This is a genomic window from Pseudomonas sp. AC239, assembly GCF_979258545.1.
On the sequence record NZ_OZ409864.1, the window covers coordinates 4,799,339 to 4,816,891 of the forward strand.

Genomic DNA, 17,553 nt, shown 5'->3' on the forward strand with positions numbered 1-17,553 from the left:
TGTGCAGATGATTTCCAACGTGAATCGATTGTCCCTGGCGGTCGGCATGGTCATTGCGACCCTGGTCGGTCAGGCCGTGGCAGCGCCTGCGCCGTCGGAGAACGCCACGATCAATCTGATCCGCTTGCTGGTCGAGCAGGGCATTCTCAAACAGGACAAGGCCGACGCGCTGATCGCTCAGGCGCAGAACGAAGCGGCCCAAGCGAAACAGGCTGCCGCGTCCACCGCCGTCGCGGCCGGACCGGTCGCAGCGCCGGGGGATGTGCGCGTGCAGTACGTGCCTGCAGCGGTGCGTGACCAGATCCGCGATCAGGTCAAAGCCGAGGTCATGGCCACCGCCAAACAGGAAAACTGGGCAGCGCCGAATACCTTCCCCGACTGGGCCTCGCGCATCAGTTTCGACGGCGACATTCGTCTGCGTGACGAATCGCGTTACTACTCGGGCAACAACAGCAACGAAATCGTCGACTTCGCCAAGCTCAACAACAACGGCCCGTACGACGTGAACCCCAACAGCAGCACCAGTCTACCGCCGTTGCTCAACACTCGCGAGGACCGCGAAAACCTCTTTCGCCTGCGCGCTCGCCTGGGCATGAAAGCAGTGATTTCGGAGGAATGGACCGCCGGCATTCGCATCGGCACCGGTTCGGACAACAACCCGGTATCGACCACGCAGAACCTCGGCGGCGGCTTTGCCAAGAAGGACATCTGGCTCGATCAGGGCTACCTGACCTGGAAGCCAATGGACGAATTGACCCTGACCGGCGGGCGCTTCGCCAACCCGTTCATGTCCACCGACATGCTCTATTCCAACGACCTGAATTTCGACGGTGTGGCGGCGATTTTCGATCACAAGCTCAACCGCGATTGGGGCGTGTTCGGTACGGTCGGCGCGTTCCCGGTGGATTACACCAACGACACTTCCAGCAGCAACGGTTTCGACAAGGAAGAGAGCGACAACAAGTGGCTGTACGGCGCGCAGCTCGGCGCGAAATGGGCGATCAACAGCAACAACCGCCTCAAAGGTGCGCTGGCCTATTACCGCTTCGACGACATTCAGGGCCAGCGCTCCAGCCCTTGCGAACCGTGGGCCGGCGCGCCGGGCTGCGACAGCGACGGCACTCGCGCGGCGTTCATGCAGAAGGGCAACAGCGTGTTCCTGCTGCGTGACATCACGCCGAACCCGCTCAACCCGAGCGCCACGCCGCAGCCGCAATTTGTCGGCCTCGCGTCCGAGTTCAACCTGCTCGATCTCAACGTGGTCTGGGATGCCGACCTGCCGCAGGACTTCAAACTGCGCAGCCAGGGCAACTACATCCACAACCTCAGCTACGACGAAGGCGAGATGCGCAAGCGTTCCGCCGGGCAGATCGTCAATAACCTCGACAGCAACGGCGAGATCGAAAGCGGCGCCAACGCGTGGATGGTGCAGTTCACCCTCGGCAACGCGCTGGACCTCAAGCGCAAAGGCGACTGGAACCTGTTCGCCGGCTACAAGTACATCCAGCCGGACGCCTTGCCGGACGGCTTCAACGACTCGTCGTTCCACCTCGGCGGCACCAATGCAAAGGGCTATTTCATGGGCGGCAACTACGGCCTGGCGAAGAACGTTTCCGCCACCGGCCGCTGGATGAGCACCGAAGCGGTGTACGGCGCGCCGTTCGACATCGACGTCTTGCAGCTTGAGATCAACACGCGCTTCTAAAGCGCCGGGAGAGCTTTATGAACACGCGTTTTCTCGCGCTGGGCCTGGGTTTGTTGATTGCCACCGGGGCGAGCGCCGAAGGCATGGAAGAACGCCTGCGCACGCAATTGCGCAGCACCACCCAGCAATTGCAGGCCCTGCAAAGCCAACAGGCGCAGGCCAGCGCCGCGCAACTGGCGGCGCAGAACGAAGCCAAGGCAGCGCAAGCGCAGATCAAGCAACTGACTGCCGAATTGGCCAAAGCCAAAGGTCTTGCCGAGCAACTGGCCGGGCAACAACAGAGCCTGCACAGCCAGGCGCAGGCGCAAGTGGCGGCCAGTGCCGAACAGACCGGCAAGTTCAAAAAAGCCTATGACGAATTGCTCGTCCTCGCTCGCGGCAAAGAGGCCGAGCGCGCGAAGCTACAGGCGCAACTGGCGGAACGTGACACACAAGTGCAGCAATGTTCAGCCAAAAATCAGCAAATGTACGGCGTCGCCAAACAGATCCTCACGGCTTACGAAAACATCGATGTCGCCGAGGTGATGAAAATCCGCCAGCCCTTCGCTGGCAGCGCCCGGGTCAAGTTCGATGAACTGGCCCAAGGCTTTGGCGACGAGCTGTACAAGACCCAATTCGACGCGCCGCACGCCGCGATCGCTCACTGATAGCAAGGAAGAAAGCCATGACTCAATTGATCACCCACGTTTCCCCGCAATCGCTGACCGACGTCCTGCAAGCCGCCGGTTACCGCGTCAACCAGAGCGAACAGAACGGCATCGTCCAGTTGCTCAGCGCCAGCCAGGGCATCGGCTACGCCGTGCGTTTCGGCAATCCGGCGGTGGAGCAGGGCGGCTTTGTTGATTTCACTTTCAGCTGTGCGCTGCGTGTGCAGGGTGAGTTGCCTGAGGGCGTCGCCGAGCAGTGGAACGCGACGCGGCGGTTTGCGCGGTTGTCGTTGCAGGGCGAGTTTCTAGTCATGGAAATGGACGTAGTCGTCGCTGCTGGCGTGAGCAACGAGCACCTGCGCGGCAATCTGGAATTGTGGGATCGCCTGTTGCAGGAATTCATCGTTTACCTGCGCGACTTCAGTCAGACCGCTGCTGCGCAAACCGCCAAATCCGCGGTCGCCGAACAAGAGGAAGTCGCGCTGTGAAGAAGCCTGCCATGGTGATCGGCGCCGGAGCGGTGGCGCTGTTGGTGGTGGCCGTGGCGCTGGTGCTGCGACCGGGGAGTGACCCGGTGGCCGCCCAGCAGCCGTCGCCGGTGATGACGGTTGCAGCCGGGCCGGCGGTCGCGAGGTTGGGCAACCAGCAGGTTTCGCCAGAGGAATTGCAGACCCTGCTGGCCACTGTCCCGGCGCAAACCCGCGAACAACTGCGCGGTAATCGTGAGGCGCTGGAGCGCTGGATTCGTGCGCGACTCGCCGAAAAAGCGGTGCTGGAACAGGCCGGTGCGCAGGGTTGGGCGCAACGACCGGACGTTGCCCGGCAGACCCGAGCGGCGACTGAGCAGATCGTCTTTCGTGATTATCTGCGCTCGGTGAGTCAGGTGCCGGCGGAGTATCCGAGCGCGGCTGAGTTGCAACAGGCGTATGACGCGGGGAAGGCCAATTGGCAGACGCCGGCACTGTACCGGGTCAGTCAGATTTTCCTCGGTGTCAGTGATGCTTCTAATGCGGAAACGGTGCGCAAGCAAGCACTTGAGTTGAGCAAGAAAGCTCAGGCAGCGCCGGCCGATTTTGCGGCGCTCGCTACACAATATTCACAGGATCGCGTGACGGCAGAGCGGGGCGGTGATACCGGCCTGCAACCATTGCAACAACTGGTGCCGGAAGTACGTAGCGCCGTGGCGCGGCTCAAGGTTGGTGCCGTGTCAGATCCGGTGCAAAGCGCTGCCGGTTTCCACGTGATCAAACTCACCGAACAACAACCGGCCCGCACCGCAACCCTGGACGAACTGCGCGACCAACTGACCCAGGCCCTGCGCGCGCAACGCCAGGAACAGATCGCCCAGGCTTACCTGGACGGCATGCTCAACACCGCCACCTTGAGCATTGACGGCGCTGAACTGAACAAAATCCTCGAGGAAAAACACTGATTTCACCTACACCACAACCCCTGTGGGAGCGAGCTTGCTCGCGAAAGCGGAGTATCAGTCAGCAAATATGTTGAATGTGCTGACGCTTTCGCGAGCAAGCTCGCTCCCACAGGGGTCTATGGCGCACTCAAGGCAACTACAAAGATCGACAGGGAGTCATCAATGTCATTCACCGAACCCGCAGGACGCCCGGCCACCGCTGATTACCACTCGCCCCAAACCAAACCCGAACCCTGGCTCAACCAGGCCGCGACCATCGACAACGAAGTCGCCCAATACTTCCTCGCCAGCGCCCGCTGCGGCTGCTTCATGCAAGCCGCGCGCAGCCTCAACGTACGCTCGACTCTATTGCGCAAACAACTCGCGCAACTTGAACAGCAACTGCAACACAGCCTGTTCAGCTTCCAGGGCAGCGCCCTCAGCCTTACCCGCGAAGGCCAACAGTTGCAGGCCCGACTCATCACCCTGGCCCACGAACGCAAACTCCCGGTCATCGAACAACCACTGATCCGTCTGGCCATCGCCGAATCCATCCTCCACGACATCCTCGGCCGCGACCTCATCGCACTGCTGCGCCGCAATGCCAGCCTGCGTCTGGAAATCATCGCGCTGGATAGCGAACTGGCATTGCGTGCAGTCAGCGCTGACATCGTCCTATGGCTTACGCCCGGCGAAAGCCCTAATCCCGGCCCAGCGTTTGCCACCAGCGAACCGCAATGCCTTGCGCCGATTGAGTATCTGCCGCATATCGCCAAGCGCTACAGCCGCGTGACTGCACGACCAGAAACACCGGATGATCTGGCGGACTTCATGTTGGTGCAATGGCAGCATGATCGGCGGGTTGAGAGTTTTCGACCGTGGAATGAGTTGGTCGAGCAGCGCTTGGCTGGTGTAGTGCAGATGCAATCTTATGAATTGATGTTAGAGATGATTCGCTGCAGCGCCTGCATTGGGTTGTTGCCCTCATACATGAGCCGCTTCGATCGTGGTTTGATCGCATTGCCTGGATTATTCGCCGAACCGATGCAGCTACGCGCGTGGCTGGCGATCAACACCGATTCACAAAACGCACCCGAAATCCAGGCCCTCACCGACCTCATCCAGCAAACCTTCAACGAACGCCACGATTGGTTCCAGCGCTGATGCGCCCCCTGTAGGAGTGAGCCTGCTCGCGAATGCGATCTTGCCGCCGGCATTCATATCAAATGAACCGACGTCATCGCTGACAGGCTCATTCTCACAGTCTTCAGTGAGGCTCACGTGTTCACGAATCGCACAAATTGTGAGCGCATGGTTACTTGTATAACCGAATATTATCAATCTGAAAGTCATGGGTTGGGGCGTCTGCCGAAATCAGCTTTATTTTATTAAACTCACTCGTTAGATAAATTTCACAGAAAACGGCACGTTGCGTAACGTCAGCGGACATAGGTGTAGTTCTTATAACTCTTGAATCCTTCATAAACTGCAAGACGGCAACCGGAAGATTTTTGGTCAAGCTCCTGAGCCAGAAACTGATTCTTCTATAGCTACCCTTGGTATGGAGCGTAACGATAGGTGCGGCGCGACTGTTTGTATGTACGAAGAAGACGTTGCCGCTCATTTCCCCAGGGATGGAAATATCTGAAGGCCTAATCCCTATTTGCTGGTTCGCATCACTAGCCGGGAAAGTTCTTACGATGATCATTGAAGGGCTATCGATTATGTCGCCGTTATCCGCAAGATTTTTTAATGGTAATTGATCAAAGTTTTCTTCTGTATAGGCCTCATTTTGGGCGTTGGGTGACATTTGTTAAACCTCTTTAATTTTTGCTTTGGGAATGAGGGTGACAAGTTTTATCTCGTCGATACCGCCTTTGAAAATCGACTCGTGAAGCGAACCACTTGGCAGGAAGTGACGGGATGATTGGACGGCAAAAAATCAGATTGCGCACCTGTCATATCTGACAGGTGCGCGCGGTTTCCGGACGGACGGTCGAAAGTGCTCTGTGCATCCCCAACTTGCCCGCGAAGGCATTCTTCCAGTCGACGCTTCAGTGGCTGAACATCCGCCGTCGCGAGCAAGCTCGCTCCCACAAATTCGGCGGTGAAACTGCAGCCGTGTGAGCGACACAAATCCCTGTGGGAGGGGGCCTACCCGGGAATGCATTTTCGCAGTCGAAGCTTAAGTGACTGACCCTCCGCCTTCGCGAGCAAGCTCGCTCCCACAAATTCGGCGGTGAAACTGCAGCCGTGTGAGCGACACAAGTCCCCTGTGGGAGCGGGCTTGCCCGCGAAGGCATCGGAACTGCCGGCGCCTTATTCAAAGCCTGTCGCGAGACCCGCCACCGCGGCAACTCCAGATTATCCAGCACACAATTCACCGCCAGTTCTCCGAGCATGATCGGTTGCGCGATCCCCATCAGCGTCCGGCGTTGCGACGGTTTCACCAGTCCGGCGAATTCCTGGGCGATGGTCTTGGATGAGGCGAGGGTTTCGCAGGCGTTGGCCAGCAGGTCTTCGTTTTCGTGTCGGCTTTGACGACATACGTTGCGCTTTCCATCGTATTAGTTTGGATATAGTCGAATGTGATCAAACGTGATCGTTACCAAACTATTCGTTCTTATGCTCGCAAACATCCCGTCAAATGGGGCGCTTGACGTTGCTTCGTAAAACCTCCTTGTGCCGTTGGAAGTTTCCATGTAGAGATTCTTAACAATTTTATTGTCGAGCACTAGCGCAACGTCCCAATATGTCAGGCTGTCAGGAGTTAGGAAATCGATCCAAAACGAAATTTTTTTATAGTGCGTTTTAAAACGTAAATAAGATTCGCTTTGAAGGTAGCCGGATACAGAGAGGTAATAAACGTTTCCGTCTATCTGGCCGGTGGTCGGGCGAATGGCAGGACGGACACCTGTGCTTCTACCTAGGTGTGGATATTTTTCTACCGTCCTTTCTATTGTCAGGATAGGAGTTACTATCGTTTCACCTTTGAGTAAGAGTTCCTGCGGCGGGGTCTTGTCGAAATTCTCCTCTATATGATCCGCTACGATGAAGTCTCTTGGTGGCGCAGAGACCGCCCCACTCCCATAATGTCCCTTCGCCGTAATGCTATGTAGTTTCAGAGTGAGACCTTCAATTTTGTGGCTCCAGGTGCCATCTGACTGTACATAAATGTCCGAGGTTATTTCAATGATGCCGTCATAAAGCCGAACGATCTGACCTTTACTTGCGATACCACTGAATATAAGAGAGGTATCTGTTGTTGTTTCTCCATGCGCGATGTTGTCCCGTATTGAGTCTCTTATCAGGTCGATGGTCGGTATGACCTCCGCCGTCACCGTCAGCTCTCTCTCTGCCGAACTCTGCCCCGCGCCGTACTTCGCCTTGGCGACGAAGCTGTGTTTCTCCTCGGTCAACCCTGTAACTGGCAATTTCCACTCGCCGGAGGTGGCATCAGCTACGACTTCCACTCCGAATTTGTCGTTGTCCCGGATATCTATCTTCTGTCCTTTGGCGGCGACACCAGACAGCGTCACAGCCGTATCGACGGTGACGCCGCCGTTAGTGATGTCCTGGCCTTTTGAGTCTTTGACGGAGGTGATGGTTGGTGCGGTGGCGGTTGTTACCGTCAAGCTCCACGCGGCGGATGTCTGGCCGATTGCTTTGGCGGTGAAACTGTGAGCAGCGACGCCCAGCCCGGTGACCTGCACGGTCCAGACGCCGGCAGTGGCATCGGCGGTATCCGAGCCCTTCAACGTTACGCCATCGAACACTTCAACGGTCTGTCCCTTGGCGGCAGCGCCGGACAACGTCACGGCCGTATCGACGGTGATGCCGCCGTTAGTGATGTCCTGGCCTTTTGAGTCTTTGACGGAGGTGATGGTCGGCGCGGTGGCTGCTGCCACGGTCAGAGTCCACGCGGCGGATGTCTTGTCGTTGGCCTTGGCGGTAAAGCTATGAGCAGCGACGCTCAGCCCCGTGACTTGCACGGTCCAGACGCCGGCAGTGGCATCGGCGGTATCCGAGCCTTTCAACGTTACGCCATCGAACACTTCAACGGTCTGCCCCTTGGCGGCGACACCGGACAGTGTCACGGCCGTGTCGACGGTGACGCCGCCGTTAGTGATGTCCTGGCCTTTTGAGTCTTTGACCGAGGTAATGGTAGGTGCGGTGGCGGCCGTCACGGTCAGAGTCCACGCGGCGGATGTCTTGTCGTTGGCCTTGGCGGTAAAGCTATGAGCAGCGACGCTCAGCCCCGTGACTTGCACGGTCCAGACGCCGGTAGTGGCATCAGCGGTATCCGAGCCTTTCAACGTTACGCCATCGAACACTTCAACGGTCTGCCCCTTGGCGGCGACACCAGACAGTGTCACAGCCGTATCGACGGTGATACCGCCGTTCTCGATCTCTTGCTGTTTGGAGTCTTTCACTGAAGTGATGGTGGGCGCAGTGGCGGCCGTTACGGTCAAGCTCCACGCGACGGATGTCTGGCCGTTTGCTTTGGCGGTGAAACTATGAGCGGCGACGCTCAGCCCCGTGACATGCACGGTCCAGACGCCGGTGGCTACATCGGCGGTATCCGAGCCCTTCAAGGTTACGCCGTCGAACACTTCAACGGTCTGCCCCTTGGCGGCGACACCGGACAGTGTCACGGCCGTATCGACGGTGATGCCGCCGTCCGGGATTTCAACGTTGCTGGGCGAGCCGGTGATTGACTTGATAGTCGGCGCAACGCCCGCCCCGACGACGTTCGCAGTAGTGGTATTGGAAACTCCCACCAGATCACCCGGGCTACCGTCGCCTTTGTCTGGTTGACGGACCTCATAGAACACACTGACCGTGCTTCCTGCGATGTTTACCATTTCGTTGGGTACTTCGATAACGACAAGTTTCTTTTGCCCGAATTGGTCGACTTCCACTGTTTTGGTCTGTTTATCGTTCACAGTGGAATCGTCGGGGCGGGTGACGGTGTAGAACGCCGTGACCTTGTAACCCGCCACAAAGCGAGCGTCTGTCGGCGCAATAACGATCTTTAGCGGGTCGTCCTTCAGTTTGCCGAGTTCGATGTCCGGTTCGTCAGTAGGATCATCCAGCTTCTCCCTCAAGATCGGTTTCGCAAAGCGATCTTCCTCCACGTGAACATCGATCAGTTCTTGACCGGAATAAGGTGAGTCGGTATCCGGACCGTTGCCGAGCTGATCGATCACCGTGTAAGAGAAAACAAATCGAGGGCTGTCGCCGGCGCGCAGGAATATAGCTTCCTCGACCAGCACCGCAATTGTTGTCGGCGTATCTGACGGAATGGCGGGTGCTTCTGATTCGGTTACCACGTGCGGTACATCCACGCCGTTGCAGTTCAGCCAGATTGCGTCATGCGCCCGGCAATAGGGATAGGAGAGGCTGACCAATACCCCCTGTTTGGCTCGCTCTGCATCAATTCCGTCTTTGACCACGTCATTTGGCAAGGTTATTTTCAACCTGGAATGGGCGCCGTCACCGGGCGTGGTGTCCTCCTTGCCGGGACGTATGGCGTTATAAAGCAACTTCTGCGGCGGGTCTGACTGACTGTGGTTGCCGCTTGGGCGCTCCACGTAATAGTAAAAGTCGTTGACCCGTTCTGGCAGCAGGAGGCCTTTGGGCAGATATAAAGTAATGACTTGGTTTTCTTCTTCCTTCGTTATGACTTTGCTGCCTTCGGCTCTCTTGCCGTTAACGACCAGGTGAACCCTGTCGCCCTCAACGATCAGACCAGAGGGTGGCGGATCAATATCAACCCTTAACCCCCTGGGCTGAAGATCGTATGCATGTTTCGGCACCCCATAGTTCGCACCGACTACGGGCTTGGTTGCATTGGGCAACCGAGGTTGAGACAGGGCCACGGTTTTTCTTTTGCGCTGCTTGATAACGGACATGGTCGACGCTCCTGGTGGCATTACCGAGAGATCATCAGAGCGCGCCTGGGCGATTTACGCACCTGTCAACTCTGACAGGTGAAAGGTGTTTTCCGATGAACGGCGACCGCTGAGCGACACAAATCCCTGTGGGAGGGGGCCCGCGAATGCTCTGCCAGTCGAAGCTACAGTGACTGACAAACCGCTTTCGCGAGCAAGCTCGCTCCCACAAAATCGATGGTGAAACCGCAGCCGCGTGAGCGACACAAACCCCTGTGGGAGCGGGCTTGCCCGCGAAGGCGTCGGCACTGCCGGCGCCTTATTCAAAGCCTGTCGCGAGACCCGCTACCGCGGCAACTCCAGATTATCCAGTACCCGATTCACCGCCAGTTCTCCGAGCATGATCAACTGCGCGATCCCCATCAACGTCCGGCGTTGCGATGGTTTCACCAATCCCGCAAATTCCTGGGCGATGGTTTTGGCTGAGGCGAGGGTTTCGCAGGCGTTGGCCAGAAGGTCTTCGTTTTTCGTATCGGCGGTGACGGCGTACATCGCGCGGGGGCTGAACGGCGGCGGGGTGGAGCCGGGTGGGCAGAGGTAGTGGTCGAGGGCGCGGTCGGCGGCTTCGTGGAGTTTTTTTGAATCGAGGGATTCGTAGGGGGAGGTGGGGTCGGTTTCGGGTGGGTTGGGTGTGGGTTTGGTCATGGTAAAGCTCCTTGAGAGATGGAGCCGTCAGCCTTCGCTGCTAAACGAAGAGGGTGGCGGCTTTACGCGGGTTAGCAGACCAGGCTCAAGGATCCCGGCGCACCGAAGTGCCCCACGCAAGCCGCCATAAAAAGAGGCGGAGCCAGCGTGCCTTGAAATTTGCCGAGCTGCTAAACCCGGTCACTGAACATTCAGCGACCGCACCACAATAGAACCCGCCGCCAAGGCACACAAGCCGGCGGATTCTGGCGTAGCTGTGGGCAATGGCGCAAGGATTTGTAGTCTTGAGACCGTTGCGGGAGGTGTCTTTTAAACGCAAAAGTTTAAAATTCCAAAGACTGGGAAATTGTCGGAGCGCGAACACGGTCTTCATCAGTAAGTCCGTACTTTATCGCAGTGCGGCGTGCCTTGTTTGGCTCTGAAAAGCGCTCTTTCTTCTCCTTTTCTTATCCAGCTTTCAATTATTACGCCATCGCTAAAGTTAGGCTGGTCAGCAGATATGATATTTACCCTGAATTCGTAAGTTTTAGCCGTCATTAAACGAAGCGGTGAGATTTTACCTAAAGGTTTCTGTGGCGGTATCCAACTGAGCCGTATTGAGCAGTCGTAGAGTAGTGAATAACGTTAACTAGGCCGGGGACATAAGGCGGGTGCTGCCATTGAGCTTCTTTTCCCGGGATGCGAATAACACCCGAATAGTAGCCGCCGCCGCCAGCAGCCTTGGTAGCGGTGTACCAATATTCAACGAGCGATGAGTTTAATTTCTGAAAGCTAAAGCACGCGGCTACGACAAGGGGATGGTTTGATGTGACCAGAAAATAATCTGGAAATAGCTGGGCGCCTATAGATGACATCCATGATTCAGCCTGTGAATGGCTGCGTGGTTGGGAATTATAAACTACTTCGAAAACGTTTTTACACGTCACCTCGTAATTGGCGTTATTCCCCATCGTGTCACGCACGTTGATATGGGTGGTGCCGTTTCGGATCGAAATCACGTGCCCTGTAGAAGCATCAACTGAAGCGACGCCGTCGTTTGATGAACTGTACTCATAAGGAGGAATTCCGCCTCGAGCCTCCCGGGTCTTATGCGCGTTATCATGTAAATACGCTGTCGAATCAAACGGAGGTGTAAAGGGGGCGGGTGCAAGAAAAAAATGGGGGCCATCCAGGACCAGCGGAGTCGTATCGATCTCCAGATCCGGGATAGCACTGATTATATAACTCCGAACCAAAAACCGCTTCGCCAACGCCAGCTCTTCGCTTTTCCCAAACGCGATAAACATCTCGATCGTGAGGCTGCTGCCATCCTGCAACCCAATTAAATCGCCATAAGGCGCAAACGCTTCAAAGAAGCCTTCCTTGACCCACTGCGCATTAACAAATGCAGACGTCGGCGCCCAGATGTATTCCTGGTAGGGCGTGCCATTGGCGTTCGTACCCTTGAACAACAGCCAGACGAATTGGCCCTCGGCGATCAGCGGGAAGCCCGGGCACCACATTTTGCCTTCGGGCGTGAGGTTGGCGAGCTTGAGTTCCGCGCCTTCGCCGTCGGCGTCCGCCTCTTTCAGCCTTGGGGCGATAAGCGCTGATTGCGGCAGGTCTTGCACGGTGAGGGTCAGTGTTTCGGAAGGCAGTTCTTCGCCATCGCGAGTGATAACGTAGCTGACGCTGACCATTCCGCCCAGACTGTACGCCATCAATTGCGGGGGGAGATCGTTGTTGAGGCCAATCTCGCTGATGAGTTTTGGCGTCGTGATGATCGAGCCTTCAGCGTGTGTCCCGGGTTTGGCGGTCCAGCAGACGCTGAGCAAGTCGCTAGGCAGCGTGTTGCCCTGTGGGACAGCGATGGTGAGTTTGCTCAGGGCATCGAGCGGCGCCAGGGTTGTGCCGTTGGCTTGCAGGACGCTGGGTGGTTTCAGCTCAAGACTGGTGCCGATAACTTGGGCTTTGGCCGTTTGGGATTTGCCCAAAAGGCCGCCGTTTCGCTTCACTTCATAGGTCACCGTGACCGTGCTTCCCGCAATTACCATGTGGTTGGGTACTTTGAGAATGCAGGTTTTTTTGGGCTCGAAATCACCTTTTTCCACGGTGCCGTTCAGTGGTTCGACAATATCGGGAAAGCCCGTACGAGTTGCGGTGTAAATACCCTTAATCTCATCGCCTACAGCGATACGGCCATCTGCGGTCAGGATGGCCACAGTCAAATCATTTTTTGCCAGTTTCTTCAGATCGATAATGTCCGGCTCATCCGATGTGTCGCCTTCAATTTCCCGCAGGATTGCTTTAAGAAACAGCAGGCCATCCAGATCTTCGTCTACCGTCTGAGGCGGAGATCGAGGAGCGTCTGGATCTGCGGAGTTGAGTAGCTGGTCATGGACAGTGAACAAAAAATCCAGTTTGTTATCGTTGCGTTTGGCTCTCATCAGGAAAGCCTTGTCCACGGTTATCTCAATGTTCAGTGGCGTTTCGGAACCGTGACTGGGCGGAACAGGTGCTTGGGTGGGTTGCACTTCCACATCCAGGGTCTCGCCATTACAGATCAAGGTAATCAAGTCATATGCCCGGCAGTAAGGGTATTGGACTCTTACCTGTGCGCTGACAAAGTCAGCACCTACGCCATTTTTGATGCTGTCGGGTAGCAGGAGTTTGAGTTCGGAATGTCCGCCCGGAACGGTAAGACGATCCTTCAGCCCCGGTCGGATGAGGTTGAAGATAAAGGTGAGCGCTGGCGATTCTCCAATATTGGAGCTGGCGCGCCTGATGATGTAATAGAGGCGAGTGACAACGCCGTAGTAAAACTGACCTTCCGATATGAATAACGCTATTTCGGCGTTCACGTCTTTAATGGTTGTGGTGTCCAACAGCATTGGCGCATTGATTGAGCGGGGCAGGTTTGTGGTCCAGTGGTTTTTTTGGGGCAGGGAATCAAAAGTTGCCCAGAGCTCGACTTCATCACCTTGTTCAACAGTGCCAGCGAGTATTGGATCTATCACGACCTGAGCCATTCTGAAAATAGCCCCAGGGTAGGGAATCAGCGCGTGCAACGGCACACCAACGTTCGCGCCCCGGATAGGTTTGGTTTGCAGTTTGATTTTCGGTGGAATCAACTGCAGCGTATTTTTCTTGGAAGCTGTCATGGTCCGATTTCCCGAGATGGAGAGACTGGAACCATCAGAGCGCGAAATCAAAAAATGCACACCTGTCAGATCTGACAGGTAAAGGCTCTTTTCAGACGAGCGGTCGAGCCAGGCATTGGCTTGCGCTCCTTTTGTGGGAGCCAGTCTGATCGCGATTCCAGTCTGCCAGTCGAAGCTGCAGTTACCGACTTTCCGCATTCGCGAGCAAGCTCGCTCCCACAAATTCAGCGCTGTAACTGCAGCCGAGTGAGCGACACAAACCCCTGTGGGAGCGGGCTTGCCCGCGAAGGAGTCGGCACTGCCGGCGCCTTATTCAAAGCCTGTCGCGAGACCCGCTACCGCGGTAATTCCAGATTATCCAGCACCCGATTCACCGCCAGTTCTCCGAGCATGATCAGTTGCGCGATCCCCATCAGCGTCCGGCGTTGCGATGGTTTCACCAGTCCAGCGAATTCCTGGGCGATGGTTTTGGCTGAGGCGAGGGTTTCGCAGGCGTTGGCCAGCAGGTCTTCGTTTTTCGTATCGGCGGTGACGGCGTACATCGCGCGGGGGCTGTAGGGCGGTGGGGTCGAGCCGGGTGGGCAGAGGTAGTGGTCGAGGGCGCGGTCGGCGGCTTGGTGGAGTTTTTTTGAATCGAGGGATTCGTAGGGGGAGGTGGGGTCGGATTCGGGTGGGTTGGGTGTTGGTTTGATCATGGGTGAAGCCTCTAGAGTGGTGAAGCTGCCACCGTTCGCTGCTAACGAAGGAGGTGGCGGCTGTACGCGGGTTAGCAGACCAGGACTCTAGAACCCGGCGCACCGAAGTGCCCCACGCAAAGCCGCCATAACGGCAGACACCTTGTGCGTCTAGAGAAAATCCGGGCTGCTAAACCCGATCACTGAAGAAGATCAGCGACCGATCTACGATAGAACCCGCCCCCAAGGCGCACAAGCCGGCGGATTCTGGCGTAGCTGTAGGCAATGGCGCAAGAATTTGTAGCCTGGAAGGCGTGTCTGGAGGTGTCTTTTAAACAGAGAAGTTTAAAAGGCAAAAAATGGCGACTACACGGTAGACGTTTGTGCCAGGAAACAGGTGTTGGCTGTGAGGTCGCTTTCGCGAGCAGGCTCGCTCCCACAGGAATCTTCAGTGCTCACAGGGCTTGTGCCCGGGCTGGATCAAAATGTGGGAGCGAGCCTGCTCGCGAATGCAATCTGCCAGTCGGCACTTCAATGACTGAGCCGACGCTTTCGCAAGCAGGCTCCCACAATTTAATCTCGCCAGACTCCAGATCAGCGGTTTAGAGTGACCAGCCACACGCTGATCACGGACCGATCCCATGTCTTACTCAAGTCCCGCCATCCACCTCGAACGCTCCCGCGAATCCCACCTCGAAGGCATCACCGCGCTCTATAACGACCCCGCCGTTGCACGGCAGGTGCTGCAGATGCTATTCCAGTCCACTGAAGTCTGGCGTCAACGACTTCAAACCGACAACGAACGCGCGCTAAAACTGGTCGCGCTGCATCAGGGCCTGGTGATCGGCAATCTTGGACTGGAAGCCTTTTCGCGCATGCGCCGCGCCCACGCCGGTAGTTTCGGTATGGGTGTAGCGGCGGCATGGCAAGGCAAAGGCGTTGGTTCAATGTTGTTGGCGGCGGCGCTGGAGGTCGCCGATAACTGGATGAACCTGCACCGCGTCGAACTCACGGTGTACGCCGATAACGAGGCGGCGATCGGGCTATATCGCAAGTTCGGTTTTGAGGCCGAGGGGCTGTTGCGTGATTACGCGGTGCGCGACGGGCAGTGGGTCGACACCCTGAGCATGGCCCGTCTGCGCGGTACGTCGAAACCCTGAGTCAATCGCCGAGGGCGAACGCCACCGCCGATTGCGCATGCAGTTCGGTGGTGTCGAGCAGGGGCAGGGCGCTGTGTTCGGGTTTGACCAGCAGGCCGATTTCGGTGCAGCCGAGGATGATCGCCTGGGCGCCACGGGCGGTCAGGGATTCGATGACGCCTTGGTAGATTTCTCGCGATTGTTCGCTGATCACGCCCACGCAGAGTTCGTCGTAGATGATCCGGTGCACCTCTTTGCGCTCGGCATCATCCGGCACCAGTACGGTCAGGCCTTGGGCGATCAGACGCTGCTTGAGGAAGTCCTGCTCCATGGTGAACGCGGTGCCGAGCAACCCGACCGTCAGCGCGTCGATTTCCAGCGCCGCTCGCGCCGCCGGTTCAGCAATGTGCAAAAACGGAATACTGATCGCCGCCTGAATCTGGTCCGCCACTTTGTGCATGGTGTTGGTGCACAGCACCACGCAATCGGCGCCGCCGGCCTCAAGCCTGCGCGCGGCATCCACCAGAATCGCCGCCGCGTCGTCCCAGCGCCCGGCATGCTGCGCCTGTTCGACCGGGCCGAAGTCGACGCTGTACATCAGCAACTGCGCCGAGCGCAAAGGGCCGAGGCGATCGCGGACCTGCTGGTTGATCAGGCGATAGTATTCGGCGCTGGACTCCCAGCTCATGCCGCCGATAAGGCCGATGGTGCGCATTTGAAATCCTCGGGCAGTGCCGGGCTCGATGGAGCCTGGCCTGCCCGAAGTTTCCGGTGGTTTGCCGCCTCACGCCAGCTCCGGATCAACTGTATCGGCAAACTTTCATTCAGGTGTCATGGTGCGTTTTCCGGCAACGGCACGACGTGATTGCAGCCTGCTTCCAGCGTTTTTTGATAGCCGACGTCCGGACGCCAGGGCTCCAGATTCCATTCAGGTTTATCTCGCGCAATCGCCAAATGACAAATCAGTTGGTGGCGCATGCCATGGTTATTTCGCCAGTAGCGACTGTTGGAATAGTCGCGCGAGAGTTCGTCCCAGATGAACGGCGTGCCAGGTTCCTGGGTTCTTCGGGCGCAGGGTGTGGGGACAATGGCAAGCGCCCATTGATAGTCCCGGTAAAACCAATAGGCGTTCTGGATGTAGCGATTACAGCGCTCGACAATCACGATCACGCTTTCGCCATCCACTGCGGAGGGTGCGGTTTCGGCAGCGGCAACCTCAGTCATGCGCAGCCAGGAGGCGGTCAGTGCCAATGCGAGCAGGCAGTATTTCGCGTGATATCTGTTCATTGTTTCACCACCTGATCGGCTTCGACATAGCTGAAAGTCGCAGTACCAGTAGCGCTGGTCGCGGGCACCAGACGGATGATCGGTATCGTTCTATTGGGGTTTGTGGAGTTGTAAAAGTCTTGTTGGTTGTATCTTGCATCGGCGAGCGGTTTAGGGTCGGTCCCGCCGGCAATATAAAAAAACGCCAGTATCGGAAATGCGTTTGCCTCGCCGGCTGGCCAGGTTTTGATGATCACTTCGTTGTGTTCGTTGAAACCGGTAGTGCCTAACATTGCCTTGGCGCGCAGCGATTGATAGAACGCTGGAGCTGCCAGGGTATTACGCTCGTCTCGCACGTCGAAGCCACACTGTTGGAGGTTTTTGTTCACAGTTGACCTGTCCCAGGCTGCTTTGAACTGCTCTGCAGTGGTTACATTCGCGTTGTGGCAGTAGCCGCTTTCAGGGTGTGCAGGGGTAGGAATGCACACGCCATTCTTACCGCGATGCCAGCCCCAGGAGTCCATCGGGTAAGAGCACAGAACTTGCAGTTGATCGGTATTGGCGGGTCGCTCCAGGACCGGGTAAAGAATGTAGCCGTTGCCGTAACCCCAGGCCAATCGGCCGAAATTGGTGTCGGCACGAAGGTAGGAAAACGAAATGCCGCCGCTGGTAACAGAGATAGGGCTAGGCTCCCAGACCTTATAAGTGTTGTTGGGGTCTTTGACTGTTACCCGAAGCATCACGCCTGAGCAAAGGAAAGAGGGTTGCGAATCCACTTTGTTGCAATTGGGAAACTTGCGGCCATAAAGCGTCGTTAGATAACTGGCGGTGGCGGGACCGTCCAGTGCCAGAGCATTGCTGTCGTTGGTGATATGTGGCGGTTGCGATGGGCTTTGAGAGCAACCAATCAACAAGGCTATAAGCAGTGAACCGATTATTTTGCGCATGACGTAGTCCTTGTCTCGCTGAATG

General features: G+C 57.0%; 14 protein-coding genes and 1 pseudogene. 6 read left to right on the forward strand and 9 right to left on the reverse strand.

Annotated features, from left to right (window positions below; all coding sequences use genetic code 11):
• Positions 1 to 7 precede the first annotated feature (7 nt).
• The 5 genes from ACZ0AZ_RS21975 (at position 8) to ACZ0AZ_RS21995 (ending at position 4,927) form a co-directional block, all read left to right on the forward strand.
• Complete coding sequence (locus ACZ0AZ_RS21975; RefSeq protein WP_129998653.1) at positions 8 to 1,705, forward strand: putative porin; 1,698 nt, start codon at positions 8 to 10, stop codon at positions 1,703 to 1,705.
• Positions 1,706 to 1,722: 17 nt separating this feature from the next.
• The gene (locus ACZ0AZ_RS21980) at positions 1,723 to 2,352 is read left to right on the forward strand and encodes a DNA repair protein (protein WP_463538127.1); all 630 of its coding nucleotides are present in this window, start codon (positions 1,723 to 1,725) and stop codon (positions 2,350 to 2,352) included.
• 17 nt (positions 2,353 to 2,369) lie between these two features.
• Positions 2,370 to 2,840, forward strand: coding sequence for a YbjN domain-containing protein (locus tag ACZ0AZ_RS21985; protein ID WP_129998655.1), 471 nt, complete (start codon positions 2,370 to 2,372; stop codon positions 2,838 to 2,840).
• Complete coding sequence (locus ACZ0AZ_RS21990; protein ID WP_463538128.1) at positions 2,837 to 3,784, forward strand: peptidylprolyl isomerase; 948 nt, start codon at positions 2,837 to 2,839, stop codon at positions 3,782 to 3,784. The genes ACZ0AZ_RS21985 and ACZ0AZ_RS21990 overlap by 4 nt, the downstream gene beginning before the upstream one ends.
• A 162-nt stretch (positions 3,785 to 3,946) precedes the next feature.
• A complete protein-coding gene (locus tag ACZ0AZ_RS21995) occupies positions 3,947 to 4,927 on the forward strand; it encodes a LysR substrate-binding domain-containing protein (RefSeq protein ID WP_463538129.1) in 981 nt (326 codons plus the stop codon).
• 151 nt (positions 4,928 to 5,078) lie between these two features.
• On the opposite strand, the gene ACZ0AZ_RS22000 is transcribed toward ACZ0AZ_RS21995, so the two are convergent.
• From ACZ0AZ_RS22000 to ACZ0AZ_RS22025, 6 genes and pseudogenes are all read right to left on the reverse strand, one after another.
• Complete coding sequence (locus ACZ0AZ_RS22000) at positions 5,079 to 5,573, reverse strand: hypothetical protein (RefSeq protein WP_463538130.1); 495 nt, start codon at positions 5,571 to 5,573, stop codon at positions 5,079 to 5,081.
• Positions 5,574 to 6,114: 541 nt separating this feature from the next.
• Positions 6,115 to 6,291 (reverse strand): annotated as a pseudogene (locus ACZ0AZ_RS22005) (DUF6124 family protein); the annotation flags it as partial.
• A gap of 39 nt (positions 6,292 to 6,330) precedes the next feature.
• A complete protein-coding gene (locus tag ACZ0AZ_RS22010) occupies positions 6,331 to 9,678 on the reverse strand; it encodes a hypothetical protein (protein ID WP_463570680.1) in 3,348 nt (1,115 codons plus the stop codon).
• A 324-nt stretch (positions 9,679 to 10,002) separates the two neighbouring features.
• Positions 10,003 to 10,362 carry a DUF6124 family protein gene (locus tag ACZ0AZ_RS22015; protein ID WP_463570678.1) on the reverse strand — a complete coding sequence of 120 codons (360 nt, stop codon included), beginning with the start codon at positions 10,360 to 10,362 and terminating at the stop codon, positions 10,003 to 10,005.
• Between the two features lie 560 nt (positions 10,363 to 10,922).
• Positions 10,923 to 13,700 carry a hypothetical protein gene (locus tag ACZ0AZ_RS22020; RefSeq protein ID WP_463570676.1) on the reverse strand — a complete coding sequence of 926 codons (2,778 nt, stop codon included), beginning with the start codon at positions 13,698 to 13,700 and terminating at the stop codon, positions 10,923 to 10,925.
• A 137-nt stretch (positions 13,701 to 13,837) separates the two neighbouring features.
• Positions 13,838 to 14,197 carry a DUF6124 family protein gene (locus ACZ0AZ_RS22025; RefSeq protein ID WP_039760423.1) on the reverse strand — a complete coding sequence of 120 codons (360 nt, stop codon included), beginning with the start codon at positions 14,195 to 14,197 and terminating at the stop codon, positions 13,838 to 13,840.
• Between the two features lie 620 nt (positions 14,198 to 14,817).
• On the opposite strand from ACZ0AZ_RS22025, the gene ACZ0AZ_RS22030 reads away from it, so the two are divergent.
• Positions 14,818 to 15,336 carry a GNAT family N-acetyltransferase gene (locus tag ACZ0AZ_RS22030; protein ID WP_463538135.1) on the forward strand — a complete coding sequence of 173 codons (519 nt, stop codon included), beginning with the start codon at positions 14,818 to 14,820 and terminating at the stop codon, positions 15,334 to 15,336.
• A gap of 1 nt (position 15,337) precedes the next feature.
• Here the strand turns inward: ACZ0AZ_RS22030 and ACZ0AZ_RS22035 are convergent, their stop codons facing one another.
• The 3 genes from ACZ0AZ_RS22035 to ACZ0AZ_RS22045 form a co-directional block, all read right to left on the reverse strand.
• Positions 15,338 to 16,030, reverse strand: a complete 693-nt coding sequence (locus tag ACZ0AZ_RS22035) for an aspartate/glutamate racemase family protein (protein WP_463538136.1) — start codon at positions 16,028 to 16,030, stop codon at positions 15,338 to 15,340.
• A 116-nt stretch (positions 16,031 to 16,146) separates the two neighbouring features.
• Positions 16,147 to 16,602: a DUF2599 domain-containing protein gene (locus tag ACZ0AZ_RS22040; protein ID WP_463538137.1), complete on the reverse strand. Its 456-nt coding sequence runs from the start codon at positions 16,600 to 16,602 to the stop codon at positions 16,147 to 16,149.
• Positions 16,599 to 17,528, reverse strand: coding sequence for a halovibrin HvnC (locus tag ACZ0AZ_RS22045; protein WP_463538138.1), 930 nt, complete (start codon positions 17,526 to 17,528; stop codon positions 16,599 to 16,601). The genes ACZ0AZ_RS22040 and ACZ0AZ_RS22045 overlap by 4 nt, the downstream gene beginning before the upstream one ends.
• Positions 17,529 to 17,553: the final 25 nt, after the last annotated feature.